The following is a 26,324-nucleotide window of genomic DNA, read 5'->3' on the forward strand; positions in this document are numbered from 1 at the left end:
GTTGATAGGCCGGATCTGGAAGCACCGCAAGGTGTGGAGGTGACCGGTACTAATAGGCCGAGGGCTTGTCCTCAGTTGCTCGCGTCCACTGTGTTGGTTCTGAAACCACGAACAACCCGCTCCCGGTCACAGGGGCGGCTGGTTGTCTGTTTCATAGTGTTTCGGTGGTCATAGCGTAGGGGAAACGCCCGGTTACATTCCGAACCCGGAAGCTAAGCCTTACAGCGCCGATGGTACTGCAGGGGGGACCCTGTGGGAGAGTAGGACGCCGCCGAACAATCATTGTATGAAAGCCCCGCACGGGGAACGGTGCGGGGCTTTCTGCGTTTAGGGTCTTTCCATGCGCTACGACCTGGTTATCTTCGACAACGACGGCGTCCTCGTCGACAGTGAGCCGATCTCCAATCGGCTGCTGGCCGGCTATCTGACGGAGCTGGGCCACCCGACGTCGTACGACGACTCCATTCGGGACTACATGGGCTCCGCGATGCACCGGATCCATGAACTCATCTTGGAGCGGACGGGTCGGCGGCTGCCCGGGGACTTCGACGACGTGTTCCACGGGCGGGTCTTCGCCGCCTTCGAGCAGGAGCTGGAGCCCGTGCCCGGGGCCGTCGGAGTGCTGGAGAAGCTTGCCGCGGACGGGGTGGCGTACTGCGTGGCCTCGTCCGGGAGCCATGAGCGGATTCGGGTCGGGCACCGGAAGACCGGGCTGGACCGGTGGTTCGACGACGAGCGGATCTTCAGTTCGCAGGACGTGGGGCGGGGGAAGCCGGCGCCGGATCTGTTCCTGCACGCGGCGGAGCGGATGGGGGTGGCGCCGGAGCGGTGTGTCGTGATCGAGGACAGTCCACTGGGCGTACGCGCCGCCGTCGCCGCCGGGATGGACGTGTACGGGTTCACCGCGATGACCCCGGCCTCGAAGCTGACCGGAGCCGGGCGGCTGTTCGGCGACATGGGGGAGCTGGCCGACCTGCTGGCGGGCTGACATCTTCCGTGAAGCTGAGGGGAATTCATCTTTGGCTGGATCTACCCACGGGTAGGCCGGGGCCCTACGCTCGCCGCCATGACTGATGTGCTGCGGCGCGGTAGGGCTTCGCTCGCGTTCGGTTTCTTCGCCCAGGGCGTCGCCTTCGCCCTGCTGGTGACCCGGATTCCGGCCATTCAGGACCGGTACGGCGTCTCCGACGCGCTGCTGCCGGTGTTCCTCGCCGCGGTGCCGATCCTGGCCGGCGCCGGGAGTGTGGCGACCGAGCGTCTGGTGCGCCGGGTGCGGCCGAGCCGGGTGCTCCGCTGGTCCCAGCCGGTGGTGCTGCTGTCCCTGCTCGGCGTCGGGGCGGGGGACCGGATGGTGGTGCTGGCCGTGGCGCTGGGCGTCTTCGGGCTGGCCGTGGGAGCGCTGGACGCGTCGATGAACATGCTCGGGGTCAGTCTGCAACGGGCGTACGCGCGCAGCATCATGCTCGGGTTCCACGCGGCGTACAGCCTCGGCGGGATTCTCGGGGCCTCGCTGGCGTGGGTGGGGGCGCACTGGGATCTGGCGCTGTGGGTGTCGTATCTGCCGGTCGTCGTCCTGCTGTTGCCGGCCGCGCTGGTGGGGAGCCGGTGGTACGTCGACGGGGATCGGAGTGGAGCGGCGCGGGCGGCTGGGCCGGGCGGGGGCGGTGCGGGGATCGGCTTCAAGCTGCTGCTGCCGCTGTGTCTGGTGATGACGTTCGCGTACATCGGGGACTCGACCGTCTCCAACTGGAGTGCGAAGTACCTCCAGGACGTGCTGGGGAGTTCGGAGCAGCTCGCGACCGTGCCGTACAACGTGTACATGGTGACCACGCTGGTCGGGCGGGCGGTCGGGGACTTCGGGGTGCGGCGGTTCGGGGCCGTGGCGGTGGTGCGGAGCGGGTCGGTCGTCGCGGCGGTGGGGTTCGCGGTGGTGGCGGGGGCGCCGGGGGCCTGGGTGGGGATGCTCGGGTTCACGCTGCTGGGGCTGGGGTTGTGTGTGCTGGTGCCGCAGACGTTCGCCGCGGCGGGGCGGCTCGCCACCGAGAAGTACGGTCCCGGGGCGTCGGACGCGGCGGTGGCGCGGCTCAACGTGTTCAACTACGTCGGCTTCCTGATCGGTTCGCCGTTGGTGGGAGCGCTCGGGGACGCCTGGAGCTACCGCGGGGCGATGCTCGTACCGATGGTGTTGGTGCTGGTGACGGTCGTGTACGCCCGGTCGTTCGAGACTCAACCGGACCGATACGGTGGCGGGCATGAGCGGCCGCGCACAGCTGATGTGGGACGAGGCAGTAACGGGCTATGACTTCGGGCCGGAGCATCCGATGGATCCGGTCCGGCTGGCCCTGACGCGAAGTCTGGTCGGTGCCCTCGGGCTCGACCGGGAGGTGGAGGTCGTCGCGGCGCGGTCGGCCGGCGAGTCAACGCTGCGGCTCGTGCACCGGCAGGACTACATCGACGCGGTGAAGGCGGCGTCGGTGGATCCGGGCGCGGCGGACATGTCGTACGGGCTGGGGACCATCGACGACCCCGCCTTCGCTGGGATGCACGAGGTGTCGGCGCTGATCGCCGGGCAGTCGGTGGGTGCGGCGGAGTCGGTCTGGCGCGGCCAGGTGCTGCACGCGGTGAACTTCGCGGGCGGGCTGCACCACGCGATGCCGGGCGCGGCCTCCGGGTTCTGCGTCTACAACGACGCGGCGCTGGCGATCGCGCGGCTGCTGGAGCTGGGGGCCGAGCGGGTCGCGTACGTCGATGTGGACGTGCACCACGGGGACGGGGTGCAGGCGGCGTTCTGGGAGGACCCGCGCGTTCTGACGGTGTCGCTGCACGAGCATCCGCGGACGCTGTTCCCGCAGACCGGGTGGCCCGAGGAGACGGGCGCGGAGTGCGCCGAGGGGTCGGCGGTGAACATCGCCCTGCCGGCGGGGACGGGGGACGCGGGGTGGGTGCGGGCGTTCCACGCGGTGGTGCCGGAGGTGCTCGCGGACTTCCGGCCGCAGGTGCTGGTGACGCAGCACGGGGCGGACACGCACTTCGAGGATCCGCTGGCGCATCTCGCGGTGTCGCTGGACGCGCAGCGGGCGGTGCAGGTGGCGTGCCACGAGCTGGCGCACGAGTACGCCGGGGGGCGGTGGGTGGCCCTGGGTGGGGGCGGGTACGCCGTGGTGGATGTGGTGCCTCGGTCGTGGGCGCATCTGGTGGGGATCGCGGCGGGGCGGCCGGTGGAGCCGGAGACGGTGATTCCGGAGGGGTGGCGGCAGGAGGTGTTCGCGCGGACGCGGCAGTTGGGGCCGGTGCGGATGACTGATGGGCGGTGGCCGGTGGGGTGGGCGTCGTGGGAGGAGGGGTACGACCCCGGGGATCGGTTGGATCAGGCGGTGGTGGCAGCTCGGCGGGCGGTGTTTCCGTTGCGGGGGTTGTTGGCGTGACGGGGGTTGGTACGGGGGTTCGTTGATCGGTGGGCCTGCGTCGGTGTGGGCCGGGGGTGGGTGTCGCGGGCCGGCGCTGGCCGGGTGCCGCTGCGCCCACCCGTGCCGCCCCAGCGGCACGATTGCCCGCAGCTAGGAGGCTGTGGGGTTACGCCGACCGTGCGTAGTTTCGGGGTTCCTCGGTTCCCGGCGCGGCGGACCCGGCAGCATCGGGTGGGTGGTGACGCGTGGGGCTCTTCGGGCTCATTTGGTGGAGGTGCGGCTTGCCGGGGTGGTGGCGACTGCTCGGGAGGTGAGTCTGCGGAGTTACCGGCTGTTCGCCGCGCGGGATCCCCGGGTGCTGATCGGGATCGACCCGGTGGGGGACTGGGGGCACCGGGAACTGGTCGCCTTGATGGCGGAGAGGTGTGGGGTCTCGGCCGATCCGCGGGATACTTCGGGCCAGGACGTGATCGACCCCGAGCGGACCCTCGCGGCGCTGGACGCCTTCGCGGGCAGGCTCGCCGCCGTCGCTCAGCGTCGTGGCCCGGTCCTCCTCGGCACCGGGCATCCGCATCGACTGCTCGGTTTCTACGCCGCCTTGGCCGAGGCGTTGTCGGCGGCGGGATGTACTGTCCTCACCCCGGCGCAGGGTCGCTGTGTCGACATAACGACCCGGTTCGGTCTACGCACGTACCGCCTCGACTACGTCCGGGGCGTCGCCCTGCTGCGAGCGGACGGCGGCGGTCGCGCCTGTGGTGAGCCGGGCGCACACACCCACTCGCCGCTCCCGGTTCGTACCGCGCTGGCCGCCGCGGCCGAGGCGGGCGGGCCGCTGCCCGAGTTGGTGATCGGCGATCACGGGTGGGTCTGCGGAGCAGGTCAGCTGGGGTTCGAGGCCATCGGGCCGGCCGATACGGACGATCCCGCGCTCTTCGTCGGGGAGGCCGAGGGGTTCGTGTCCGTCGTCGTTCCACTTGATGACGCTGTGCGCTCCGAGTACTACAGACCGCTCACCCGCTACGTACTCAAACGGGCGTGTCTGTCACGGTAGGGAAGCGATGGGTGCACCTCTTCCCCATTCGCATCACCCGCCCCTACATTGGGGAGTGAGCACGCAGCGACGAAGAGTCACCGGAAGGGGAAGCCGGTGGCCGTCGAGTGCGGAAGGTTCAGGTGTGTCATGGCTGCAGCTGGCGAAAGGCCTCTGAACGAGGTTCAGTTCCTTACCGTGGCGGAAGTCGCCTCGGTGATGCGCGTGTCCAAGATGACCGTGTACCGGTTGGTGCACAGCGGTCATCTGCCCGCGATCCGGGTGGGACGGTCGTTCCGCGTCCCGGAGCAAGCGGTTCACGAGTACCTCCGCGAGAGCTACGTGGGGGTGGAAACGGCCTGACGGCCTCGATTACGACCTCAGCGCTCGGGCGGGTAGGCTGGCCCCTCGTAGGTCGTGTGGGCCCATGGCGCTCACCAACCGAGTGATGAGAAGTGAGCGAGGGTAGTCGTGGGCTCTGTTATCAAGAAGCGGCGCAAGCGGATGGCCAAGAAGAAGCACCGCAAGCTGCTCAAGCGCACGCGCGTTCAGCGTCGCAACAAGAAGTAAGCGACGCTGCGCCGTCAGCGTGTCCTGTGGCCCCCCACCGCCTCCGGTGGGGGGCCACAGTCGTATTCCGGTATCCCGGGTACCCGGCGCGGGACGGGACCGCGATTTCTCGTCACCTGCTGCATCCGGCGGTCATCACAGCGCAACACCGACCGGCTAAGTTGGCCGGCGGGCGGGGAACGCGGCAGGGTACGCAGTAGGGCGGAAGGAAGGCGCTGATCTTGGGCAAGGTCGTGCTCGTGACCGGAGTGGCCCGGCAACTCGGGGGCCGGTTCGTCCGGCGTATCCAGCGTGATCCCGACGTGGACCGGGTCGTGGGCGTGGACGCCGTCCCGCCGGAGCACCATCTGGGCGGCGCGGACTTCGTGCAGGCCGACATCCGGCAGTCGGCGATCGGCCGGGTGCTGGCCGAGACGGGTGCCGACACGGTCGTGCACATGGACGTCACGGGCACGCCGCTGGTCAGCGGCAGCCGTACGTCGGTCAAGGAGACCAACGTCATCGGCACGATGCAGCTGCTCGGTGCCTGCCAGAAGTCGCCGACCGTGCAGCGCCTGGTGGTGAAGTCCAGTACCAACGTCTACGGGTCCGCGCCGCGCGACCCGGCCGTCTGCACCGAGACCACCGCGCCCAAGTCCCTGCCCAGCGGCGGCTTCGCCAAGGACGCGGTCGAGGTCGAGGGGTATGTGCGGGGCTTCGCGCGCCGTCGGCCGGACGTGTCGGTGACCGTGCTGCGGTTCGCCAACATCCTCGGCCCGGACGCGGGTACGCCGCTCGCCTCGTACCTCGGGCTGCCGGTGCTGCCGACGGTGTTCGGGTACGACCCCCGGCTGCAGTTCGTGCACGAGGACGACGTGATCGAGGTGCTGCGGATCTCCTCGCACGAGCCGCGGCGGTCCACGCTGAACAGCGGGACCTTCAACATCGCCGGCGACGGCGTGCTGCTGCTGTCCCAGTGCTCGCGGCGGCTGGGGCGCCCCACGGTGCCGCTGCTGCTGCCGGCGGTCACCTGGGCGGGCACGCTCGTGCGTACGCTGGGGATGACGGACTTCTCCCCCGAGCAGATCCGGCTGCTCACCCACGGGCGGGTGGTGGACACCACGCAGATGCGCGAGACGCTGGGTTTTCGGCCGAAGTACACGACGGCCGGAGCGTTCGCGGACTTCGCGCGCAGCCGCGGTGCCGGGCTGCTGCCGCCGGAGGCCCTCGCGGGGGCCGTCGACCGGATCGCGGAGTTGTCCCGCCGGGACAACGGCCACCTTCCGACGCAGAGCGCCAACTGAGGAGCGCATCAACAATGGCGGACGCCAAGGTCATTCCGTTCGACGACGACCGGTCGCGGGGGAGCGGTGCGGGAGGTGCGAGCGGCGGTAACGCGGTACCGCGTCCGGCGCGGCGCCGCGGTGCGGGAAGCCGGCGCAAGGGTACGGCGGAGCCGGCGCCGGTGCGGGAGGTGCGGCCGCTGCCGGTGCGGGGCGCCGCGGAGGACGACGTCCCCGTGGAGCGGGAGCAGGACGCGGACGGCGGCCTGGAGCAGCGGATCGCGGGTGGGCTGGCCTTCCTGCGTCGCCGTCTCACCGGGGAGTACGAGGTCGACGACTTCGGGTACGACGCCGAACTGACCGACCAGGTGCTGATGTCGCTGCTGCGGCCGGTGTACGAGAAATACTTCCGGGTCGAGGTGAAGGGCGTCGAGAACATCCCGGCCGAGGGCGGTGCGCTGATCGTCGCGAACCACTCCGGGACGTTGCCGCTGGACGGGCTGATGATGCAGGTCGCCGTGCACGACCACCATCCGGCGGACCGGCATCTGCGGCTGCTGGCGGCGGACCTGGTGTTCGTGCTGCCGGTGGTCAACGAGCTGGCGCGCAAGCTGGGGCACACGCTGGCCTGCGCGGAGGACGCCGAACGGCTGCTGGCTCAGGGCGAGCTGGTCGGGGTGATGCCGGAGGGCTTCAAGGGCATCGGCAAGCCGTTCGGCGAGCGCTACAAGCTGCAGCGGTTCGGGCGGGGCGGTTTCGTCTCCACGGCCCTGCGGCAGGGGGCGCCGATCATTCCGTGCTCGATCGTCGGGGCGGAGGAGATCTACCCGATGATCGGCAACTCCAAGACCCTGGCGCGGCTGCTGGGCTTCCCGTACTTCCCGCTCACGCCGACGTTCCCGTGGCTGGGCCCGTTGGGCGCGGTCCCCCTGCCGACGAAGTGGACGATCCAGTTCGGCGAACCGATCCCGACGGACGGGTACGCGCCGGAGGCGGCGGAGGATCCGATGCTGATGTTCAACCTGACGGACCAGGTGAGGGAACAGATCCAGCACACGCTCTACAAGCTGCTGGTGCAGCGGCGGTCGGTGTTCTTCTGAGCGGCGGTGGGGTGCCCCCTGTTTCCAGGGAGCACCCCACGCGTGTCAGTCCGCGTCCTCCGCCTCGATGCCCAGGCCGGGCAGGAGGCCCGGGAGGAGGGGCGGGAGGGTGACGTCCGGCTCGGTGGGCGGCGTGTTGTCGCCCGTCGACGGGGAGGCGGGGCCGGAGTCCTCCTTGGGCGGGTCGAGCAGGCCGCCGGTGCCGCCGCCGAGGAGCCCGTCGTCCTCGCGGCCGGAGTCGGACGACTCGCTGGGACCGCGGCTGTCGGTGCGGCCGCGGTCGGACGTGCCGGAGTCGCCGGTGCCGGGGGCCGACGAGCGGTCGGTGCCGGGCGTGTCCGTGGTCGCCGGTCCTGAGCCGCCCGGACGGCCGCCGGTGCCGCGGTCCTCGTCCTGGGAGGGCGGCCGGGGCAGCATGGACTGCAGCGGGGCCACGTCGTCGTCTATGGCGTCGAACACCGACGACACCTGCTCACTGACGTCCCCCAGCTGCACGGGCAGCCGCTCGCGCAGCGCTCCCCAGGTCTCCCGATGGGAACGGGAGAAGGAGGAGAGGGCCTGCATGGGGGCCAATGAGTCGGGGTCGTGGGCGTAGGCCGCGCTGAGCAGGCGGTGTCCCTCGGCGGCGTCGTGCTGCATGCCGGAGAGGGCGCGGCGGATCTCGCCGAGCGACTCGTGGTCGAGGGGGCCGCTGCGGCCGCGCTCCATCAGCCGTCGGGCCTCGCCGAGCCGGGTCGAGGCCCGGTCCAGGTAGGCGCGGCCGCGCTCGTCGTTCCCATCGGCCAGGCCGAGGCGGAAGTCCTCTATGCCGCGCTTGAGGCCGTACAGCGAGTCGCCGGGCAGGGCGTCCGAACTGGCGGCGGCGACTCCGCCGAAGGCTCCCGCGGCCACGCTCACGCTCAGTCCGCCCGCGGTGAGGCTCTTGGCCAGCCGCGAACGGGGCCGGAACCTGCTCAGCGGGGCCGCCCGGTGGCTGCCGCGCGCCCGGCGTTGCTCCGGGACCGACGTGTCCCCCGCCCCACCGCCCGCGGTGCCCTCCTGCAGCATGGCCTCGAACGCGGCCACCAGCTGGGCCCGCTGGACGACCTTGACCTCGGGATCCAGCTGCGGCCGGGGCAGCGTCTCCAGACCCTGCGCGAGGGTCACCAGGTGACCCTGCTCGGTCGGATCCGCGGTGGCCCCGGCGGTCGCCGGTCCTCCGGACTGCTCGGCGGCCGTCCCGGGATCGGACTGCTCCTCCAGAGCCTGGGCGAAGGCGTTCGCCCGCCGGTGTGCCGATACGTTCGCGATCACTGGCGGCACCTCCTCTCGTCATGACGGTCGACTCCCCAGGGGGTCCTGAGGGTTGCACGCCCCGATCGGAACCATCCGATCGGGTGATCGGAGTCGGCCGGGGAGTGACCACAGGGAGCCTGCATCCCGCACAACGAGCGGCGCGGCACTTGGGTTACGGACGGTGGATGATCGGACCGCTGTCCCAACCGACTTTCACCGATGGTGATTTGAAAAACGCGGAGGGTCAGCGGGCGTCTTCCGGGAGCAGCCGCGCGAGGGTGCGCACGGCGCGGTACTGGAGCGTCTTGATGGCGCCCTCGTTCTTGCCCATGACGCGGGCGGTCTCGGCGACCGAGAGGCCCTGCAGGAAGCGCAGCGTGACGCACTCCTGCTGCTGCGGGTTGAGCCGTCGTACCGCCTCCAGCAGGGCGGCGTTGGAGAGCGACTCGAGGACGGAGTCCTCGGGGGACCGCTCGACCTCGTTGGCGTCGAGCATCTCGCCGGTGGTGACCTCCAGCCGGAAGCGGCTGGACTTGAAGTGGTCGGCGACCAGGTTGCGGGCGATGGTCACCAGCCAGGCGCCGAAGTCACGGCCCTGCCAGGTGAAGGTGCCGATGCGCCGCAGGGCCCGCAGAAAGGTCTCGCTGGTGAGGTCCTCGGCGGTCGCCTTGCCGCCCACGCGGTAGTAGATGTAGCGGTAGACGGTGTCGCTGTACTGGTCGTAGAGCCGGCCGAAGGCGTCGGCCTCACCGGCCTGGGCCCGTTCGACCAGGTCCATCATGCGGGCGCTGTCGCTGTCCGCGGCGGGGCGGCGGTGGGTGGTGGCGGCGGTCCCGGACGAGGACGACCGCGCGCGTCTGCCGACGGCGGCGCTCCCTTCGGCCAGTGCGTAGCACGGACCGGCGGGCGCGGCGGCGGCGGCGAGGGCGGAGACGGCGGGGACGGCATACGCGGTGGGGACGAAGCCGCGCAACAGGTCTTGGGCTGATTTGACCGTTGCGCGCAGCGTAGCCAGGCCCGAGGCGTCAACCCCGACGTGTGGGTACACGGGACTCCCAGAGGCAGAGCTTCCATCACGTGCAGTTCGGAACCTGTCACCCGTCGTAGCGAAGGTGGGGTACCGGAATGCGTCTGAGGAGAATAACGCTTCGTGCAGGCACTGCTACGCCCAGTTGCTCAAATCATCGATTACGTCGCTTCTGTGCCCGATTGACGCTCGATCGGATGCGGCAGAGTGATCAGTAAATGACCGAAACGGTTCGGGTTCCTTGTTGCTACAGAGCGTGTTGTGGCCGATGTGAGGAAGTGTGAGGAACCGGGACTGGAGACGGCGTCCCGCGGGTACGTCACATGGCTTGGGTCAACGGCGGCGGCGGTGCAGCGCGATGGCCGCCGCGGTGCCGCCCGCCACCGCGCCGACGCCCGCGGCCGCGGGGATGCCGACCTTGGCCGCCTTGCGGCCGGTGCGGTAGTCGCGCAGGCGCCACTCCAGCTCCCGGGCGTGCTTGCGCAGCTTGGAGTCGGGGTTGATCGCGTACGGGTGTCCGACCAGCGACAGCATCGGGATGTCGTTGTGCGAGTCGCTGTAGGCGGCGCAGCGGGACAGGTCCAGGCACTCCGCCGCGGCCAGCGCCCGTACCGCCTCGGCCTTCGCCGGGCCGTGCAGGGGCTCGCCGACCAGCTTGCCGGTGTAGACGCCGCCGATGGACTCAGCCACCGTGCCGAGCGCGCCGGTCAGGCCGAGGCGGCGGGCGATCACCTGGGCGATCTCCACCGGGGCCGCCGTGACCAGCCAGACCTTCTGTCCGGCGTCGAGGTGGGCCTGGGCGAGGGCGCGGGTGCCGGGCCAGATCCGCTCGGCCATGTACTCGTCGTAGATCTCCTCGCCGATCGACTTCAGCTCGGAGACGCGGTGGCCCTTGACGATCGACAGCGCGGAGTCGCGGGCGTCCTGCATGTGCTCCGGGTCCTCGAGCCCGGCCAGCCGGAAGTACGCCTGCTGCCAGGCGAACCGGGCGAGGTCGCGGGTCTCGAAGAACTTCCGCTTGTACAGGCCCCGGCCGAAGTGGAAGATCGCGGCGCCCTGCATCACGGTGTTGTCGAGGTCGAAGAAGGCCGCCGCCCGGTCGTCGCCGTGGACCGGGAACTCCGGTTCCGCGCCGGAGTCGGGCGCGGTCTCCGGTGCGGACCGCGCGGACTTGCGGGCTGCCTCCGCCGAAGCCTCGCCTGCCAACACACTCCGCGCCGTGGCGGAGCGCCTACGGGGAGAGAGCCATCCGAGAGCGGCCATGCCCGTGAGCATAGCCAGTTTGTTCGGAGGCTTCGGAGTCGAGAGGTTCGCACGCTGTGAACTCTGGACGACCGGGTCGTTAAAGGGCGCGGGAGAATGGCCGGCATGAGTCCCCTCTTCCGCCGAAAGCCCGCGCAGGCCCCGCAGCCCCCGCAGACCCCGGGGGCCCCGCACTCCGCCCAGTCCCCTGAGCATTCCGAGAACCATCTCGTCACCCTCATCCGCAAACCCGGCTGTCATCTGTGTGATGACGCACAGCTCGTCGTGGAGAAGGTCTGCGCCGACCTGGGTGTCCCCTGGGAGGGGAAGGACATCACCCAGGACCGCCAACTCCACGACCAGTACTGGGAGCAGATCCCGGTCGTCCTGGTCGACGGCAGGCAGCACACCTTCTGGCGTGTGAACGAGGAACGGCTGCGCAAGGCACTGACCGACCAGTCCAAGTAGTCCGTATGGTCGCTTAGGATCGATGGTGACCAGGTCTCGGGGGCGTTGATCGTGAGGAGCGTGTACGGCTTTGCCCCCGATGAGTGAGGAACGAGGGTGCGTGTGCGCCGGTTCCCGTCCCGTGCGCCGGGGGCGCGTGACCCCGGTCACGTTGGCCGGGCAAATCGGACACCATCTTTGTGCACGCGTTCACAAAGACATAGCCTGCATTCGACGGGGCGGTCATGTAGGGACGTATGACCGCCTACAGCCCCGCTCTACCCGCAGGAGCACCGTGGCAACTGGCCGAACACACCGACCGGCGACCCGCAGCCGAGGGATTCCCGAGGCCACCGTCGCCAGGCTTCCGCTGTACCTCCGCGCCCTCACCGCGCTCTCCGAGCGTTCGGTGCCCACGGTCTCCTCCGAGGAGCTGGCGGCCGCGGCCGGGGTCAACTCCGCGAAGCTCCGCAAGGACTTCTCCTACCTCGGCTCCTACGGGACCCGGGGCGTCGGGTACGACGTCGAGTATCTCGTCTACCAGATCTCCCGTGAACTCGGCCTCACCCAGGACTGGCCGGTTGTGATCGTCGGAATCGGTAACCTCGGTGCCGCCCTCGCCAACTACGGCGGGTTCGCCTCCCGCGGATTCCGGGTCGCCGCGCTCATCGACGCCGATCCGGGGATGGCCGGAAAGCCCGTGGCCGGCATCCCGGTGCAGCACACGGACGAGCTGGAGAAGATCATCGACGACGACGGTGTGTCGATCGGCGTGATCGCGACCCCCGCCGGCGCCGCCCAGCAGGTCTGCGACCGGCTCGTGGCCGCCGGTGTCACCTCCATCCTGAACTTCGCGCCGACCGTGCTGAACGTCCCCGAGGGCGTCGACGTGCGCAAGGTCGACCTCTCCATCGAGCTGCAGATCCTCGCCTTCCACGAGCAGCGGAAGGCCGGCGAGGAGGCCGCGGCCGACGGCGTCGCACCGCCCTCCGTCGCCCGCAAGCAGCGCCCCACCGACCAGGGACCCGACGGGGACGTACCCGCCGTGATGCCGGCATGAGTCTCCTCGTCGTCGGGCTGAGCCACCGCAGCGCCCCCGTGAGCGTCCTGGAGCGGGCGTCGCTCGGTGAGGACGCGCAGCTCAAGCTGTTGCAGGACACGGTCGCCGCAGAGCCGGCCGCCGAGGCCGCGGTGCTGGCCACCTGCAACCGCATCGAGCTGTACGCCGACGTGGACAAGTTCCACGCCGGTGTCGCCGAGCTGTCCACGCTGCTCGCCCAGCACAGCGGGGTCGGCCTGGAGGAGCTCACTCCCCATCTCTACGTGCACTACGAGGACCGCGCCGTCCACCACCTGTTCTCGGTGGCCTGCGGGCTCGACTCGATGGTGGTCGGCGAGGGGCAGATCCTCGGCCAGATAAAGGACTCCCTGGCCCGCGCCCAGGACCTGCACACCGCCGGCCGGCTCCTGAACGACCTGTTCCAGCAGGCCCTCAGGGTCGGCAAGCGCGCCCACTCCGAGACCGGCATCGACCGCGCCGGGCAGTCCCTGGTCACCTTCGGCCTGGAGCAGCTGTCCGCGGGGGCCGACCCCCAGACCTGGGCGCAGGGCAAGAAGGCCCTGGTCATCGGCGCCGGCTCGATGTCGTCGCTGGCCGCCGCGACGCTGGCCCGGGCCGGGGTCGCCGAGATCGTGGTCGCCAACCGCACCTTCGAGCGTGCCGAGCGCCTCGCACAGATCCTCTCCGAGGGCGACGACACGGACGTGCTGGCCCGCGCGGTACCGATGGACTCGGTGCCGTTCGAGCTGACACGTGCCGACGTGGCCGTCTCCTGCACCGGCGCGACCGGTCTCGTCCTCACGGCCGACTCCGTCGCCGCGACGGTGGAGGGCCGTACCGGCGCCCCCGCCGCCGAGGCCGGCCCCACCCCCGTACGCGACGAGCCGCAGGGCGCCGAAGCGCCGCTGCCGTCGGCGGGCGCCGGTGGCGACGAGAACTGTCCGCTCGACCTGTCCGCCGTGCCGACCGGCTTCTCCGTCATGGGGGAGGCCGCCGTGGCGGGCATGGACGCGGCGACGCTGGAGCAGCACGGGGCCTGGGCCGCGGGCGGTGCCGCGGTGGACCGCTCGCGCGAGTCCGGGCGGCCGGGGCCGGAGGCGGACGCCGAGCTGATCGGCGCGCTCGCCGCGACCGCCGCGAGCGTCGGCCGGATCCCCGAGCGCCGCCGGCCCGAGCCGGTCGCCGAGGTGCCGCGCCCGCAGCCCGTGCTCTTCCTCCTCGACCTCGCCATGCCGCGCGACATCGACGCCGCCGTGCACCGGCTGGCCGGGGTGCGCCTGGTCGACATCGAGTCCCTCGCCGACGCCTCCGCCGACGCACCGATGGCCGCCGACGTCGACATGGTCCGCCGCATCGTCGCCGACGAGGTCGCGGCCTTCGGCGCCGCCCAGCGCGCCGCGCACATCACGCCCACCGTGGTCGCGCTGCGCAGCATGGCCGCCGAGGTGGTGGCCGGTGAGATCGCCCGCCTCGAAGGGCGGCTGCCCGGCCTCGACGGCAAGCACCGCGCCGAGATCACCCAGACCGTCAAGCGTGTGGTCGACAAGCTGCTGCACGCGCCGACGGTACGGGTCAAGCAGCTCGCGGCCGAGCCCGGCGGCGCCGGGTACGCGGACGCGCTGCGCACCCTGTTCGACCTCGACCAGGAGACGGTGGCCTCCGTCTCCCGCGCCGAGAACAGCACTGAGAAGAACCGAGGGCCGGCATGACTGAGAAGGCACTGAGGCTGGGGACGAGGCGGAGCAAGCTCGCCATGGCCCAGTCCGGGCAGGTGGCGGACGCCGTGAGCCAGGTGACCGGTCGGCCCGTTGAGCTGGTCGAGATCACCACGTACGGGGACGTCTCGCGGGAACAGCTGGCGCAGATCGGCGGCACGGGCGTGTTCGTCGCGGCGCTGCGCGACGCGCTGCTGCGGGGCGAGGTGGACTTCGCGGTTCACTCGCTTAAGGACCTCCCCACCGCGCAGCACGAGGGCCTGGTGGTGGCCGCCGTACCGGAGCGCGAGGACCCGCGGGACGTGGTCGTCGCCCGGGACGCGCGCAAGCTGACCGACCTCCCGCGCGGGGCGCGCATAGGCACCGGCGCACCGCGCCGCATGGCCCAGCTCAACGCGTACGCCCGTACCCACGGGATGGAGATCGAGACGGTCCCGATCCGGGGCAACGTCGACACCCGCATCGGATACGTCCGCAGCGGTGAGCTGGACGCCGTCGTGCTGGCCGCCGCCGGACTGAACCGGGTGGGCCGCAGCGACGAGGTGACCGACTTCCTGTCGGTCGACACGGTTCTGCCCGCCCCCGGCCAGGGGGCACTGGCGATCGAGTGCGCGGCGGACAACGCCTCGCTGATCGCCGCGCTCGGCGAACTCGACGACCCGTTCACGCGGGTCGCCGTAACGGCCGAGCGGTCACTGCTCGCCGCCCTGGAGGCCGGCTGCAGCGCCCCTGTGGGCGCCTTGGCCGACCTTCTGGCCGACGGGCAGACTGTCAAGGAAATGCGCCTGCGCGGCGTCGTCGGCACGACCGACGGCTCGACGCTGGTGCAGCTGTCCACCACCGGTCCCGTGCCCGAGACGCACGAGGCGGCGCTGGCATTCGGTCGCGAACTCGCCACCGAGATGCTCGCCCAGGGCGCGGCCGGTCTGATGGGGGAGCGAGCACATTGAGCCCCACCGCCTTTCCCGCCGGTCCGGAGCACGGGCACGTCACCTTCCTCGGTGCCGGACCCGGAGATCCGGGACTGCTGACTCTGCGCGCCGTGGAGGCGCTGGCGCACGCGGACGTCCTCGTCGCCGAGCACGAGGTGCTCGACGTCGTACGTACGCACGCGCGGCAGGGCGTGTCCGAAGTGCACACGGATGCCGAACCGTCGGATCCGGGCACAGGAGCGCCCCAACTGAAGGTAGTTGACGGAGCGTCAACGACCTCGGGCGTCCCCGCTGTGCGGGATGCCGCACATCTTGTCATGGAGGCCGCGCGGGGCGGCAGGCGGGTCGTGCGTGCGGTGACCGGGGACCCCGGGCTCGACGCGTACGCCGCCGAGGAGATGCTGGCGTGCGCCGCGGCCGGGGTGCCCTTCGAGGTGGTCCCCGGTATCGCGAACGCCGTCGGTGTGCCCGCGTACGCCGGTGTGCCGCTGCGTGACGCCGAGGGCGCCGACGTGCGGTTCGTGGACGCCCGTACGGCCTCCGGCCGCTGCTGGACCGAGGTCGGTGCCTCGGACGGCACGGTCGTGGTCTCGACGACGCTGGACTCGGTGGCCGCGGCCGCCGGCGAGCTGGTGTCGGCGGGCCGCAAGCCGGACACGCCGCTGACGGTGACGATCGCCGGTACGACGACCAGGCAGCGCACCTGGACCGCGACGCTGGGCACGGTCGCGCAGACGCTGAAGCAGGCGAAGGTGCTGCCGTCCCCGGACGGTGGCCGCCCGGTGATAGCCGTGGTCGGCGAGCGTTCCGCCGCCGCCCGGCGCGACCAGTTGTCGTGGTTCGAGTCCAAGCCGCTGTTCGGCTGGAAGGTCCTCGTGCCGCGGACGAAGGAGCAGGCGGCGTCGCTCTCCGACCAGCTGACGTCCTACGGCGCCGTGCCGCACGAGGTCCCGACCATCGCGGTGGAGCCGCCGCGCACCCCGCAGCAGATGGAGCGGGCGGTCAAGGGCCTGGTCACGGGCCGCTACGAGTGGATCGCGTTCACCTCGGTCAACGCGGTGAAGGCGGTCCGGGAGAAGTTCGAGGAGTACGGGCTCGACGCCCGTGCCTTCGCCGGGATCAAGGTCGCCGCGGTGGGCGAGCAGACGGCCAACGCCCTGATCGCCTTCGGCGTGAAGCCGGACCTGGTGCCGAGCGGCGAGCAGTCGGCGGCCGGTCTCCTGGAGGACTGGCCCCCCTACGACCCGGTCTTCGACCCCATCGACCGCGTCTTCCTCCCCCGCGCCGACATCGCCACGGAGACCCTGGTCGCCGGGCTGATCGAGCTGGGCTGGGAGGTCGACGACGTCACGGCCTACCGCACGGTGCGCGCCTCGCCGCCGCCGGCCACCACCCGGGAGGCGATCAAGGGCGGCGGCTTCGACGCGGTGCTCTTCACGTCGTCGTCCACGGTCCGCAACCTGGTCGGCATCGCGGGCAAGCCGCACAACGTCACGGTGATCGCGTGTATCGGCCCGGCGACGGCCAAGACGGCCGAGGAGCACGGCCTGCGGGTCGACGTCATGGCTCCGGAGCCGTCGGTGCTGAAGCTGGCGGAGGCCCTGGCCGACTTCGGCGCCCGGCGCCGCGCGGCGGCCGTGGAGGCCGGCGACCCGGTGACCCGGCCGAGCGAACGGCGGCCGGGGGCGCGCAGACGGCGGTCTTCAACGTAGCGGTCGTCGAAGCCCAGGGCCACATGGACACAACCGAACAAGCGAGTAGCCCCGCCATCCACAGAGATGGCGGGGCTGTTTGTTCTCCGGCGGAGGGCGGCACTTTTCAAGCCTTAAAAATCACCAGGTAACTTCTGAGAAGCGGGCTTCTCAAAGGTTTGTAGCTCGAAAGCGTTGACCATGAGGCTTGACGCCTACTACTGTGTTTAGTGGTGCCGCAGTCATGGTGATGTCGGCTCAAACCGCTCTGCGTCCAGAAGCAGTTGTGCCCTCGAGTCCGCCTGATACCGGCGGGCGGACTCGAGGGTCACAACCAAGCACTGCCAAGGGCTGTATGCGAAGCAGTGACAGTTATCCAAGGCTTACTCGACAGACCCTAGCACGGGCGGGTCACGGGGGAAAGGGCGTGTGATGACGCTGAGTGCGCGAGGGGTGAATGAAGACGACCGGTTAATCGAGGTCATCTCTCCGGAACGGTTCCAGCCGTTCTTGCACCGGTGCGGCGGTGATCGCACCCGGGCCCTGCGGCTCTACGCCTGGGACTCGGAGGCGGCCAGGGCGCTGCAGAGCCCCCTGCGCGACCTCGAGGTGAGCCTGCGCAACCGGCTCCACCGTCAGCTCGCGGGGCGTCACGGAAGGGAGGACTGGTGGGACCTTCCGAGGGCCCGGCCCAACTACAAGGGGCAGGACATGCTGGACCGGGCTCGGGAGACTCTGGAGGACAGGCTTCCGTACCGTCCGTTCGGACCGTGCGACATCGTGGCGCAGCTGTCGTTCGGTTTCTGGGTCAGCCTCCTGGGACGCGGAGGTGGCGACAACTACGAGATGAAGTACTGGTACCCGTCGCTCCGCCACCTTTTCCGTGAGCATCGCGGCGGGCGGCCCGACCTATACAAGAAGCTCCAGTTCATGCTCACGCTGCGGAACCGGATCGCCCACCACGAGTGCATCTTCCAGCGGCACCTGGAGGAGGACCTGAAGACCGCGCTGACGCTGCTGCGGTACGTCTCGCCGGAGATGGCCGACCGCCACGAGAAGTACGGGCAGGCCCCGGAGGTACTGGCGCGCAGGAGTGCGGTGCTGTCGGGCAAGGAGCCCATGCGGTTGTGAGGCCGTGGGTGCCCGTGGCGAAAGCCGCTACGGACGGGAAGGGAATCGGATGGGAGCGGGAATGACCACGCGCACGCGGGAAGAGGCGGACGCGGCGTCGCTGGTCTCGCTGGGCGAGATCAAGGAGCTCGCCGAGGTCGGCCGGCCCACGGTCAGCAACTGGCGGCGCAGGTTCGCCAGGGGAGCCGTCCAGTCGGGCGGTGTCAGGCGCCCTCCCTTCCCCGATCCGGTGGGAGGCAGCGACAGCAGGCCTCTTTTCGACGCCGAGGAGGTGGCGTCCTGGCTGGACCTACGCCCGATCCCGGACGCCGAGCCCGGGGAAGACGGAACGCTCCCCACCTACGGTGACCGGTTCCGGCGAGGTCTGCGGCTGCGTGGACTGGTGGCCCTGCGGCACGAACTGGGCTCGGCGGAGCGAGTCGTCGTTGACGCACTGGCTGTGTGTGCCGCGGCAAGCGAGGGAACCGACCGGTACCCCGAGGCATTGCCCATTGGCCTGCTGGAGGACGCGGAAGCCGCCGATTCCCGCGTCGTGGGCGTCGTCCGGAACCTCGTCGGGGAACTCGGCTCGCCCGGTGCCGCCGCCGACACGGTGCTGAGCCTGGCCGAACGCCTGGAGTCGGACCTCGTCACGGACGCGACTCCCGCCGCCGTCGCGGAACTGATCAGCGCCCTTGCCGGTCCGGTGGACACCCCGGGGTCCGGCCCGGACCGTCCGACTCTGATCGATCTGTGCGCCGGCATCGGAGAGCTGCTGTTCGCCGTGGGCGACGTCCGCGAACGCGAACACACCGTCGCGGTGGAGCCCGACGCCTTACGTCGCAAGATCATCTTTTATCGGCTCCTCGCTCACCGCCGCAACGCCGTGGACGTCTGCGCGAGCCTCGGGGAACTGGACGAACTCCGGTCCGGAGGCGTTTCGTCCGCCGATCTCGTCATCGCCGACCCGCCGTACGCCGCAGGGGAACAGGAGGGCGCAGAGACGGGACCGCTCAGCTGGGCCCTCGAAGCAGTGCGTCGCCTGAAGCCCGGCGGACGGGGCCTGGTCGTCGTCCCGACCTGGACCCTGAGCCGGCCGCGTGGCGCGACGCCCACCCCGAACGCACGGATGCGGGAGGAGTTGCTGCGCCGGGACGCGGTCGCGGCGATCGTCCAGTTGCCGCGCCGTATCCACCGGTTTCGCACAGGTGCGGAGCATGCGCTGCTCGTGCTGCGCGACGGGGCGCCGTCCGAGGACCGGGGCCGGGTGCTGCTGGTCGACGCCGACCGGATCGCCCGCCGCGTCGGGGACACCTGGCCCGCGTACGTCGCGAAGGTGCTGGAGGACGGAAGGTCACCGGTGGCCGAGGAAGCCGAGGTCTTTCCCGCGCCGGGGGCCGGCCGCACGGGAGGCGTGCTTCTCGACGGCCGGTCGGTCCTGCCCGCGCACCGGCTCGGCACGAAGGAGAAGGGCCTCGACCACTTCTCCGCCACCCTGGACGCCCGCCGCGAGGCCGCGACGGCTCTGCCTCGGCTCAGGGAATGGATCGGCGATCTCGGCGTCGCCAGGCGGGCCCCCGGCAGCGAGGTGGCTCACCGCAGGGTCGGCGACCACCTGCGGGCAGGCCAGCTCAGGCTCCTGACCGGGCACCGGATCCGCGAGTCGGACACAGGGGACGCCGGGTTGATGGTCGTCGGTCGTGAGGAGATGCTCGGCGCCCTGCCGCTCGGGCAGCGGCGGATCGCTCTGGAGGACCTGGCGGCGTACCCTCAGGCGCTGACCACGGAGCGCGGTGACGTCTTCCTGCTCACCGAGCACGGGGTGCGTACGCGGGTGGACGACGCGGGCGGATGCGTCCTGCTCGCACCCGTTCAGGGGCTGCGCATCCCGGCGTACCGCAAGTACCTCGCCGGGGAGGTGCGGCCCCGGGAGGTGTGGATGCGCCCGCACCCGCTGGCTCAGCTGCTTGCCGCCCCGCGCAACCAGCACCGCGGCAGTGGCTCGCTGGTCCGCAGGGTGAGCGTGCGGGACATGGACCTGCCCGAGCTGTCACCCGAGGAGGTCGCCGAGCTGGAGGCAGTCCTGGCCGAGACGGACCGGCAGCGCGCCGACGTACGGCGGCAACTCGCGGCACTGGACAACCTGGCCCAGCGGCTGGCGGCCGGGGTCGCCGACGGGGACCTGGCGCTGCGCCGCAGACCCGGCAGCGGCTGACGCACGGCTGGGTGAGCCGACGACAAGCACCAGAGCGCCGTCCACCACGGCGTACGACGAAGAACACCACGATCAGGAAAGAAGTGAGGCATCCGTGCCGCCACGTAAGAAGAAGACGGCTGAACCCCAGGACATGAAGAAGGTGCTCTGGGCGTCGGCGGACAAGCTCCGCGGCAGCCTGGACGCCGCCGGGTACAAGCACTTCGTTCTGGGCCTGGTCTTCCTCAAGTACGTCTCCGCCGCCATGGCCGAGAAGCGGGCCCAGCTGGAGGCCGAGCTGCGCGAGGAGGGCGGCTGGAGCGAGGAGGACATCCTCGCCACCCTGGAGGAGCGCCGCGAGTACACCGGCTCCGGCATCTTCTACGTTCCGCCGGCCGCCCGCTGGGAGAGCGTGCTGGAGCGGGCGAAGGGCACGGTGGAGGGCGACAGCGTCGGCGAGACCATCGACGCGGCGATGCGCGCCATCGAGAAGTTCAACCCCGTGCTGAACCGGACCCTGCCGAAGATCTACAACAGCGGTCAGGTCGACGAGGAGCGTCTCGCCGGCCTGGTGAAACTGCTGGACCGGCTGGTCTTCCAGGAACAGCTGGGCGACGACGGCAGGCGCAAGGGCGCGCGGGACCTCATGGGCGAGGTCTACGAGTACTTCCTCGCCGAGTTCGCCCTGAAGGAGGGCCGCAAGGGTGGTGAGTACTTCACCCCCGACAGTGTGGTGAAGCTCCTGGTCGAGGTCCTGGAACCGGAGCAGGGCGAGCGGGTCTACGACCCGGCGTGCGGTTCGGGCGGCATGTTCGTCCAGGCGGAGAGGTTCATCGAGACGCACGGCGGCAACCCGCTGAACGTCGCCGTCTATGGCCAGGAACTCAACCAGACCACGTGGCAGTTGGCCCACATGAACCTCGCGATCCACGGCGTCGAGGCCAAGCTGGGCGACGAGCCGGCCGACACGTTCCGCAACGACCAGCACCCGGAGCTGAAGGCGGACGTGGTCATGGCCAACCCGCCCTTCAACATCTCCGACTGGGGCGGCGAACTGCTCGGCATGGACAAGCGGTGGGTGTACGGCACCCCGCCGGTCGGCAACGCGAACTACGCCTGGCTCCAGCACATGATCAGCAAGCTGGCCCCGGGCGGGCGGGCCGGTGTCGTCCTGGCCAACGGCTCGATGAGCAGCAAGCAGTCGGGCGAGGGCGACATCCGCCGCGCGATCGTCGAGGCCGACCTCGTGGCCTGCATGATCGCCCTACCGGGACAGTTGTTCCGGTCCACGCAGATCCCGGCGTGCCTGTGGTTCCTGGCGGAGGGCAAGGGGCGGCACTCGGGGTGGGCGCCGGGGCGGAAGGGGGAGGTGCTGTTTATCGACGCGCGCGAGTTCGGTGAGATGGAGAACCGCACGCTGAGGAAGCTGACGGAGGAGGAGATCGTCCACCGGATCGGCGACACGGTGCGCGCTTGGCGGGGCGTGGAGGGGGCCGGTCCCTACGAGGACGTGCCGGGCTTCTGCGTGAGCGCTTCGCTGGATGCTGTCACCGAGCACGACTTCGCGCTGACGCCGGGGCGGTACGTGGGCGTCGCGGAGGCGGAGGCGGACCCGGACGCGGAGCCGGTGGAGGAGAAGATCGCGCGGCTGACGGCCCTGCTTCGGGAGCAGTTCGCGGAGTCGGAGCGGTTGGCGAAGGTTGTGGATGAGCAGTTGGGGAGGGTGTGATGAGTGATTGGAAGACGTACACGATCGCTGAGCTTGCCGCGCCCGGTAAAAATTCACTCGCAACTGGGCCGTTCGGATCTGCCATCTCTTCTCGGTACTTCCTTGATACTGGAGTACCTGTGATCCGCGGTGCCAATCTCAGTTTGGACGTTGGTACTCGGCTGAGTGATGGCGAAGTTGTATTCATCAGTGCTGAGAAGGCCAATGCATTTCAGCGCAGTATGGTCGCCGGCGGAGACCTTGTATTTACCTGCTGGGGTAGCATCGGCCAAGTTGGTCTGATTAGCAATAGGGCGCGATATGACCGATACATCGTGTCTAACAAACAGATGAAGCTCTCCCTGGACAAGGGATTGGCCGACCCGCTCTTTATGTACTACGCGATGTCGTCACCAGCCATGGTCTCGCGGGTGCAAGGGGCAGCGATCGGCAGCTCGGTTCCGGGTTTCAATCTCACGCAGCTCCGAGCCATCACCTTGAGCTTGCCGCCCCTCTGCGAGCAGCAGGCCATCGCCGAAGTGCTCGGCGCCCTGGACGACAAGATCGCGCTCAATGAGCAGGCCTGTGCTGCCTCTCTTGAGCTGGCAGACTGCTACTCGCAGGTTGCAAACCAGGGTAGCAACGAGGGAACGGTTGTGACGGTTGCGCAGCTTGCAGCAGGAGGTCAACTAGAGTTCGGTGACGGCTATCGCACGAAGCGTGCTGAGCACGGGCAGCCTGGACTCCCCATCCTGCGAGTGGCCGAAATTGCGGACGGTGAAATTCACCCTGCTTTCTCGGACTATGTGAGTGACGAATATCGCCCTGCCATGGGGAAGAAGACATCAAGGTCGGGAGATGTCGTGCTGACCACCAAAGGCACTGTCGGTCGAGTCGCGCTGATCTCTGCTGATCATCCTGAGTTCGTGTACAGTCCCCAGGTCTGCTATTTCCGTCCCGGAGCTGTTTCCCGGCTGTCGAGTGTCTATCTGTTCCACTGGATGCGTGGCCCGGAATTCTGGCGTCAGGCGGCAGGCATGAAGGGGCAGACCGATATGGCTGACTACCTGAGCCTCGGAGACATCAAATCCTTGCGGATCACGCTTCTTTCGGAGGCCGCACTCGCCGAGTTCACCAGCAAGTGCGCTCCACTGCACGCGCAGGCTGCTGCGGTGAGGAATGAGAACCGCACCCTTGCCGACCTCCGCGACACTCTTCTCCCCCAGCTACTCTCCGGCAAGCTCCGCGTGAAGGACGCCGTTCGTACCGTTGAGGAGGTCGTATGACCGCAGGTGCCGAGTCGTCGCTCGGTGAGCCGCCGATAGACCGGCTCACCGAGAAGGAGTTGGAGGCGCACACGCTCGAGCTGCTCGCCGAGTACGGGTGGCAGCACGTTCCGGGGCCGGAGCTCGGTCCCGCCTACGGGGTGCGTGCGGACTGGGACGATCTGGTCCTCCGTCCGCGCCTGCTCAAGGCGATCCGCAACCGGTACCCGCGTCTGCCCGACCACGTCGCCGACGACGCCGCCAACGAGCTGCTGCGCTGGCACACCCGGAACGACCTCCGTGAGAACCACCGGTTCTACGAACGCCTGACCGGCGGCGTCCGCGTCCCCTACGACGACGCCGCCACCGGCGAGACGCGGCACGCCACCATCCGCCCCGTCGACTTCAGCGACCCGCACGGCAACGACCTCGTGGCCGCCTCCCAGGTACGGGTGCGCAGCACGAAGAACCGGACCTTCGTCTTCGACATCGTCCTGTACGTCAACGGCCTCCCCCTTGCCGTCATCGAGCTGAAGAAGGCCGACAGCAACGACAGCGCCCGTACCGCCTACGACCAGGTCCAGGGCTACCGGCGCGAGTTGAAAGAGACCGGCACCTTCCACACACTCCTCGTCACTCTCGTCTCCGACGGCATCACCGCCCGCATGGGCACGCCGTTCACGCCCTGGCAGCACATGGCCCCCTGGCACGCCGACGAGCACGACGTCATGCTCCGCAAGGACGAGCGCCAGGACGGCCGTGCCCTGGAGCGGATGATCTACGGCGTGTTCGAGCCCACCCGACTTCTGGACCTGATCGCGAACTTCCTGTCCTACTCCGCCCCGGAATCCGGCGCCGTCGACGCGGTCAAGCTCGCCAAGGCCCACCAGTACGTCGCCGTCAACGCAGCCGTACGGGCCACTGAATCCGCCGTGGCCACCGACGGCCGCGCCGGAGTCGTCTGGCACACGCAGGGCGCCGGCAAGAGCGAGGAGATGCTGTTCTACGTCGTCAAGGCGACCCGGAGTCCCGAGCTGGCCAAACCGACGTTCGTCCTCCTCACCGACCGCATCGACCTGGACACCCAGCTCCGCAGGACCTTCACCACGAGCCGCACGCTGGAGAAGGTCGTCGGCGAACCGCCGGAGAAGGCGGACGATGCCGACCAGCTGCGGCAACTCCTCACACGGCAGGCCGGTGGGGTCATCTTCACCACTCTCCAGAAGTTCCGTCTCACCCCGGAGGAGCGCGCAGCCGGGGTCCGGCATCCGCTCATCTCCCCCCGCCGTGACGTCATCGTCGTCGTCGACGAGGCCCACCGCAGTCACTACGACTTCATCGACGGCTACGCCCGCAACCTGCGCGACGCCCTGCCGAACGCCACCTTCATCGCGTTCACCGGTACCCCCATCGAGAACCGCGTCGGCAGCACCCGGGGCGTCTTCGGCGAGGACATCCACACCTACGACCTCACCCAGGCCGTCGACGACGGGGCGACCGTCCCCGTCTTCTACGAGCCGCACCTGATCCGGGTACATCTGCCCGCCGACGTCGACCTCGACGACCTCGACGCCCGCGCCGAGGGGTTGATAGAGGGGCTGTCGGAGGAGGAGAAGGCCAGGGCCCGTCAGCAGTTCGGGGAGTACGAGAACCTGATCGGCGCTCCGAAGCGGATCGGGGAACTCGCAGGGAAGCTGTTCGCGCACTGGGACGCCCGCAGCAGCGAGATGGTCAAACTCACCGGGCACCGGGGCAAGGGGTTGATCGTCTGCGCGTCCCGGGTCATCGCGGCGCGGCTCTTCGAGGAGATCATCCGCCGCCGACCCGACTGGGCGGGCGAGCGTGACCCGAAGACCCAGTTGCTGACGGACGACACGGGTCGGATCAGGGTTGTCTTCACCGGCAATCCCGCCAAGGACGGCGAGGAGGTCGCCGACTACGTCCGCACCCCCACTCAGCTCAAGAAGATCCAGGAGCGGGTGACCAAGGAAGAGGACCCACTGGAACTGGTCATCGTCCAGTCCCTGTGGCTGACCGGCTTCGACGCTCCGCCGTTGCACACCCTCTACCTCGACAAGCGCATGCGCGGCGCGGCGCTCATGCAGGCCATCGCGCGCGTCAACCGAACCTGGCCCGGCAAGCCGTCCGGCCTGGTCGTCGATTTCCAGGGCGTGATCCGCGAGATCAAGGAAGCCCTGGCCGAGTACTCCGAGCAGGACCAGAAACACCCGATGCTGGGCGCGGACCTCGACGAGGCCGTCAAGCTCGTACGCGAGAGCCACCAGCACATCGACGCGCTCCTCGCCGACTGCGCCTGGCGGAGCATCCGCGACGCGGGCGTGCCCTCCGCCTACCGGGAGGCCCTGACTGAGGCGCTTGAGTTCCTGATCGCGCCGGAACCGCGGCTGGAACCCGGCAAGGCCACCCGCAGGCAGCGGTTCATGCACCACGCCAACCTGCTGCGTCAGGCCTTCTCCCTCTGCCCGACCGACCGGCGCGTGCAGGACCTGCTCCCCGACATCCGCTTCTTCGAGGCCGTACGCACCTCGCGCGAGAAGTACACCGTTGACGAGAAGGAGGAACAGGGACTCGCCACGGCCGCCGACCTGCGGCTGGTGATCGCCCAGTTCAACGAGTCCGTCGTCGCCGCCGACGGCGTGGTGGACATCTACGACGCGGCCGGGCTGACCAAGCCCGACCTCTCCCACCTGGACGACCGGGTGCTGCGGGACCTCCAGAGCAGCCGGCACCCCAACCTCGCCATCGCGGCACTTCGGCGCGCGCTGATGAAGGAGATCAAGGACGCTCACCCGAACAACATCACCCGTCAGCGCACCTTCACGGAGAAGATGCAGCGCGCCATGAACCGGTACACCAACGGCCTGCTCACGGCCGCCGAGTTCATGAAGTTCCTGGTGGAGCTGGCACGCGAGGTGTCGGCCGACCGGGGGAGGGCGAAAAAGCTCGGCCTGTCCGAGGACGAACTCGCCTTCTACGACGCCCTCGCCGCCGACCCTTCCGTGGTGGAGGAGATGGAAGACAGCGTCCTCGCCAAGATCGCACACGAGCTGTACGAGCAGATCCGGAAGGACGTCACGGTCGACTGGAAGGTGAAGGAGCAGGCCCGGGACCGGATCATGGCCCGCGTGCTGCGTCTGCTGCGCAAGCACGGCTACCCGCCGGGCAAGCAGCGGGACGCGATCGACCGGGTGCTGAAGCAGGCCGAGGAGATGGCGGAGGGTTTGGCCTGATGCCGCGTGACGGGCCCGCACCGAGGCTTCGGTGCGGG

Annotated in this window: 21 protein-coding genes and 1 rRNA gene; 19 read left to right on the forward strand and 3 right to left on the reverse strand. The window is 69.9% G+C overall.

The features are described from left to right. The first annotated feature begins 160 nt into the window (after positions 1 to 160). From rrf to ACFC1X_RS08075, 9 genes are all read left to right on the forward strand, one after another. Positions 161 to 277 (forward strand): 5S ribosomal RNA (rrf, locus tag ACFC1X_RS08035). 63 nt (positions 278 to 340) lie between these two features. Beyond that, entirely contained in the window at positions 341 to 988 is a 648-nt protein-coding gene (locus tag ACFC1X_RS08040; RefSeq protein ID WP_376349816.1) for an HAD family hydrolase, read from the forward strand. A 78-nt stretch (positions 989 to 1,066) separates the two neighbouring features. Further along, a complete protein-coding gene (locus ACFC1X_RS08045; RefSeq protein ID WP_376349818.1) occupies positions 1,067 to 2,302 on the forward strand; it encodes an MFS transporter in 1,236 nt (411 codons plus the stop codon). Beyond that, complete coding sequence (locus ACFC1X_RS08050; RefSeq protein ID WP_376349820.1) at positions 2,253 to 3,425, forward strand: acetoin utilization protein AcuC; 1,173 nt, start codon at positions 2,253 to 2,255, stop codon at positions 3,423 to 3,425. The genes ACFC1X_RS08045 and ACFC1X_RS08050 overlap by 50 nt, the downstream gene beginning before the upstream one ends. A 217-nt stretch (positions 3,426 to 3,642) precedes the next feature. Beyond that, entirely contained in the window at positions 3,643 to 4,458 is an 816-nt protein-coding gene (locus tag ACFC1X_RS08055; RefSeq protein WP_376349822.1) for a phosphatase, read from the forward strand. Positions 4,459 to 4,587: 129 nt separating this feature from the next. Continuing rightward, the gene (locus ACFC1X_RS08060) at positions 4,588 to 4,800 is read left to right on the forward strand and encodes a helix-turn-helix domain-containing protein (protein WP_004984898.1); all 213 of its coding nucleotides are present in this window, start codon (positions 4,588 to 4,590) and stop codon (positions 4,798 to 4,800) included. A gap of 108 nt (positions 4,801 to 4,908) precedes the next feature. Further along, the gene (locus ACFC1X_RS08065; RefSeq protein WP_003948845.1) at positions 4,909 to 5,007 is read left to right on the forward strand and encodes a 30S ribosomal protein bS22; all 99 of its coding nucleotides are present in this window, start codon (positions 4,909 to 4,911) and stop codon (positions 5,005 to 5,007) included. Positions 5,008 to 5,228: 221 nt separating this feature from the next. Next, positions 5,229 to 6,290: an NAD-dependent epimerase/dehydratase family protein gene (locus ACFC1X_RS08070; RefSeq protein ID WP_376349824.1), complete on the forward strand. Its 1,062-nt coding sequence runs from the start codon at positions 5,229 to 5,231 to the stop codon at positions 6,288 to 6,290. Between the two features lie 14 nt (positions 6,291 to 6,304). Next, positions 6,305 to 7,369 (forward strand): lysophospholipid acyltransferase family protein, encoded by a 1,065-nt coding sequence (locus ACFC1X_RS08075; protein WP_376349825.1) that lies wholly within the window; start codon positions 6,305 to 6,307, stop codon positions 7,367 to 7,369. 45 nt (positions 7,370 to 7,414) lie between these two features. On the opposite strand, the gene ACFC1X_RS08080 is transcribed toward ACFC1X_RS08075, so the two are convergent. From ACFC1X_RS08080 to ACFC1X_RS08090, 3 genes are all read right to left on the reverse strand, one after another. Further along, positions 7,415 to 8,662 carry a DUF5667 domain-containing protein gene (locus ACFC1X_RS08080; RefSeq protein WP_376349827.1) on the reverse strand — a complete coding sequence of 416 codons (1,248 nt, stop codon included), beginning with the start codon at positions 8,660 to 8,662 and terminating at the stop codon, positions 7,415 to 7,417. 226 nt (positions 8,663 to 8,888) lie between these two features. Then, a complete protein-coding gene (locus ACFC1X_RS08085; RefSeq protein WP_376349828.1) occupies positions 8,889 to 9,692 on the reverse strand; it encodes an ECF subfamily RNA polymerase sigma factor, BldN family in 804 nt (267 codons plus the stop codon). Between the two features lie 312 nt (positions 9,693 to 10,004). After that, positions 10,005 to 10,934, reverse strand: coding sequence for an HAD family hydrolase (locus ACFC1X_RS08090; protein WP_376349829.1), 930 nt, complete (start codon positions 10,932 to 10,934; stop codon positions 10,005 to 10,007). Positions 10,935 to 11,030: 96 nt separating this feature from the next. On the opposite strand from ACFC1X_RS08090, the gene ACFC1X_RS08095 reads away from it, so the two are divergent. The 10 genes from ACFC1X_RS08095 to ACFC1X_RS08140 all read left to right on the forward strand — a co-directional run bounded on the left by ACFC1X_RS08095 (position 11,031) and on the right by ACFC1X_RS08140 (position 26,286). Continuing rightward, the gene (locus ACFC1X_RS08095) at positions 11,031 to 11,381 is read left to right on the forward strand and encodes a glutaredoxin family protein (protein ID WP_361353525.1); all 351 of its coding nucleotides are present in this window, start codon (positions 11,031 to 11,033) and stop codon (positions 11,379 to 11,381) included. Positions 11,382 to 11,655: 274 nt separating this feature from the next. Beyond that, a complete protein-coding gene (locus ACFC1X_RS08100; protein WP_376349831.1) occupies positions 11,656 to 12,420 on the forward strand; it encodes a redox-sensing transcriptional repressor Rex in 765 nt (254 codons plus the stop codon). Continuing rightward, a complete protein-coding gene (locus tag ACFC1X_RS08105; RefSeq protein WP_376349832.1) occupies positions 12,417 to 14,129 on the forward strand; it encodes a glutamyl-tRNA reductase in 1,713 nt (570 codons plus the stop codon). The genes ACFC1X_RS08100 and ACFC1X_RS08105 overlap by 4 nt, the downstream gene beginning before the upstream one ends. Further along, complete coding sequence (hemC, locus tag ACFC1X_RS08110) at positions 14,126 to 15,085, forward strand: hydroxymethylbilane synthase (RefSeq protein ID WP_161329798.1); 960 nt, start codon at positions 14,126 to 14,128, stop codon at positions 15,083 to 15,085. Before ACFC1X_RS08105 ends, hemC begins: the two co-directional genes overlap by 4 nt. Further along, positions 15,082 to 16,779, forward strand: a complete 1,698-nt coding sequence (locus ACFC1X_RS08115) for a uroporphyrinogen-III synthase (protein WP_376349835.1) — start codon at positions 15,082 to 15,084, stop codon at positions 16,777 to 16,779. Before hemC ends, ACFC1X_RS08115 begins: the two co-directional genes overlap by 4 nt. A gap of 432 nt (positions 16,780 to 17,211) precedes the next feature. Further along, positions 17,212 to 17,889: a hypothetical protein gene (locus tag ACFC1X_RS08120; RefSeq protein WP_376349836.1), complete on the forward strand. Its 678-nt coding sequence runs from the start codon at positions 17,212 to 17,214 to the stop codon at positions 17,887 to 17,889. A gap of 61 nt (positions 17,890 to 17,950) precedes the next feature. Beyond that, the gene (locus ACFC1X_RS08125; RefSeq protein ID WP_376349838.1) at positions 17,951 to 20,083 is read left to right on the forward strand and encodes an N-6 DNA methylase; all 2,133 of its coding nucleotides are present in this window, start codon (positions 17,951 to 17,953) and stop codon (positions 20,081 to 20,083) included. A gap of 94 nt (positions 20,084 to 20,177) precedes the next feature. Then, entirely contained in the window at positions 20,178 to 21,791 is a 1,614-nt protein-coding gene (locus ACFC1X_RS08130) for a type I restriction-modification system subunit M (RefSeq protein WP_376349840.1), read from the forward strand. Further along, positions 21,791 to 23,056, forward strand: coding sequence for a restriction endonuclease subunit S (locus tag ACFC1X_RS08135; RefSeq protein ID WP_376349842.1), 1,266 nt, complete (start codon positions 21,791 to 21,793; stop codon positions 23,054 to 23,056). Before ACFC1X_RS08130 ends, ACFC1X_RS08135 begins: the two co-directional genes overlap by 1 nt. Continuing rightward, the gene (locus ACFC1X_RS08140; RefSeq protein ID WP_376349843.1) at positions 23,053 to 26,286 is read left to right on the forward strand and encodes a type I restriction endonuclease subunit R; all 3,234 of its coding nucleotides are present in this window, start codon (positions 23,053 to 23,055) and stop codon (positions 26,284 to 26,286) included. Before ACFC1X_RS08135 ends, ACFC1X_RS08140 begins: the two co-directional genes overlap by 4 nt. Positions 26,287 to 26,324 lie beyond the last annotated feature (38 nt).

The sequence above is a fragment of the Streptomyces sp. NPDC056128 genome (assembly GCF_042263835.1).
Classification (GTDB): domain Bacteria; phylum Actinomycetota; class Actinomycetes; order Streptomycetales; family Streptomycetaceae; genus Streptomyces.

Bases quoted from the DNA above. Each gene is read 5' to 3' on its own strand.
- ACFC1X_RS08040 (WP_376349816.1), top strand. From the start codon at position 341: ATGCGCTACGACCTGGTTATCTTCGACAACGACGGCGTCCTCGTCGAC.
- ACFC1X_RS08045 (WP_376349818.1), top strand. From the start codon at position 1,067: ATGACTGATGTGCTGCGGCGCGGTAGGGCTTCGCTCGCGTTCGGTTTC.
- ACFC1X_RS08050 (WP_376349820.1), top strand. From the start codon at position 2,253: ATGAGCGGCCGCGCACAGCTGATGTGGGACGAGGCAGTAACGGGCTAT.
- ACFC1X_RS08060 (WP_004984898.1), top strand. From the start codon at position 4,588: ATGGCTGCAGCTGGCGAAAGGCCTCTGAACGAGGTTCAGTTCCTTACC.
- ACFC1X_RS08075 (WP_376349825.1), top strand. From the start codon at position 6,305: ATGGCGGACGCCAAGGTCATTCCGTTCGACGACGACCGGTCGCGGGGG.
- ACFC1X_RS08090 (WP_376349829.1), bottom strand. From the start codon at position 10,934: ATGGCCGCTCTCGGATGGCTCTCTCCCCGTAGGCGCTCCGCCACGGCG.
- ACFC1X_RS08095 (WP_361353525.1), top strand. From the start codon at position 11,031: ATGGCCGGCATGAGTCCCCTCTTCCGCCGAAAGCCCGCGCAGGCCCCG.
- ACFC1X_RS08105 (WP_376349832.1), top strand. From the start codon at position 12,417: ATGAGTCTCCTCGTCGTCGGGCTGAGCCACCGCAGCGCCCCCGTGAGC.
- hemC (WP_161329798.1), top strand. From the start codon at position 14,126: ATGACTGAGAAGGCACTGAGGCTGGGGACGAGGCGGAGCAAGCTCGCC.
- ACFC1X_RS08125 (WP_376349838.1), top strand. From the start codon at position 17,951: ATGACCACGCGCACGCGGGAAGAGGCGGACGCGGCGTCGCTGGTCTCG.
- ACFC1X_RS08135 (WP_376349842.1), top strand. From the start codon at position 21,791: ATGAGTGATTGGAAGACGTACACGATCGCTGAGCTTGCCGCGCCCGGT.
- ACFC1X_RS08140 (WP_376349843.1), top strand. From the start codon at position 23,053: ATGACCGCAGGTGCCGAGTCGTCGCTCGGTGAGCCGCCGATAGACCGG.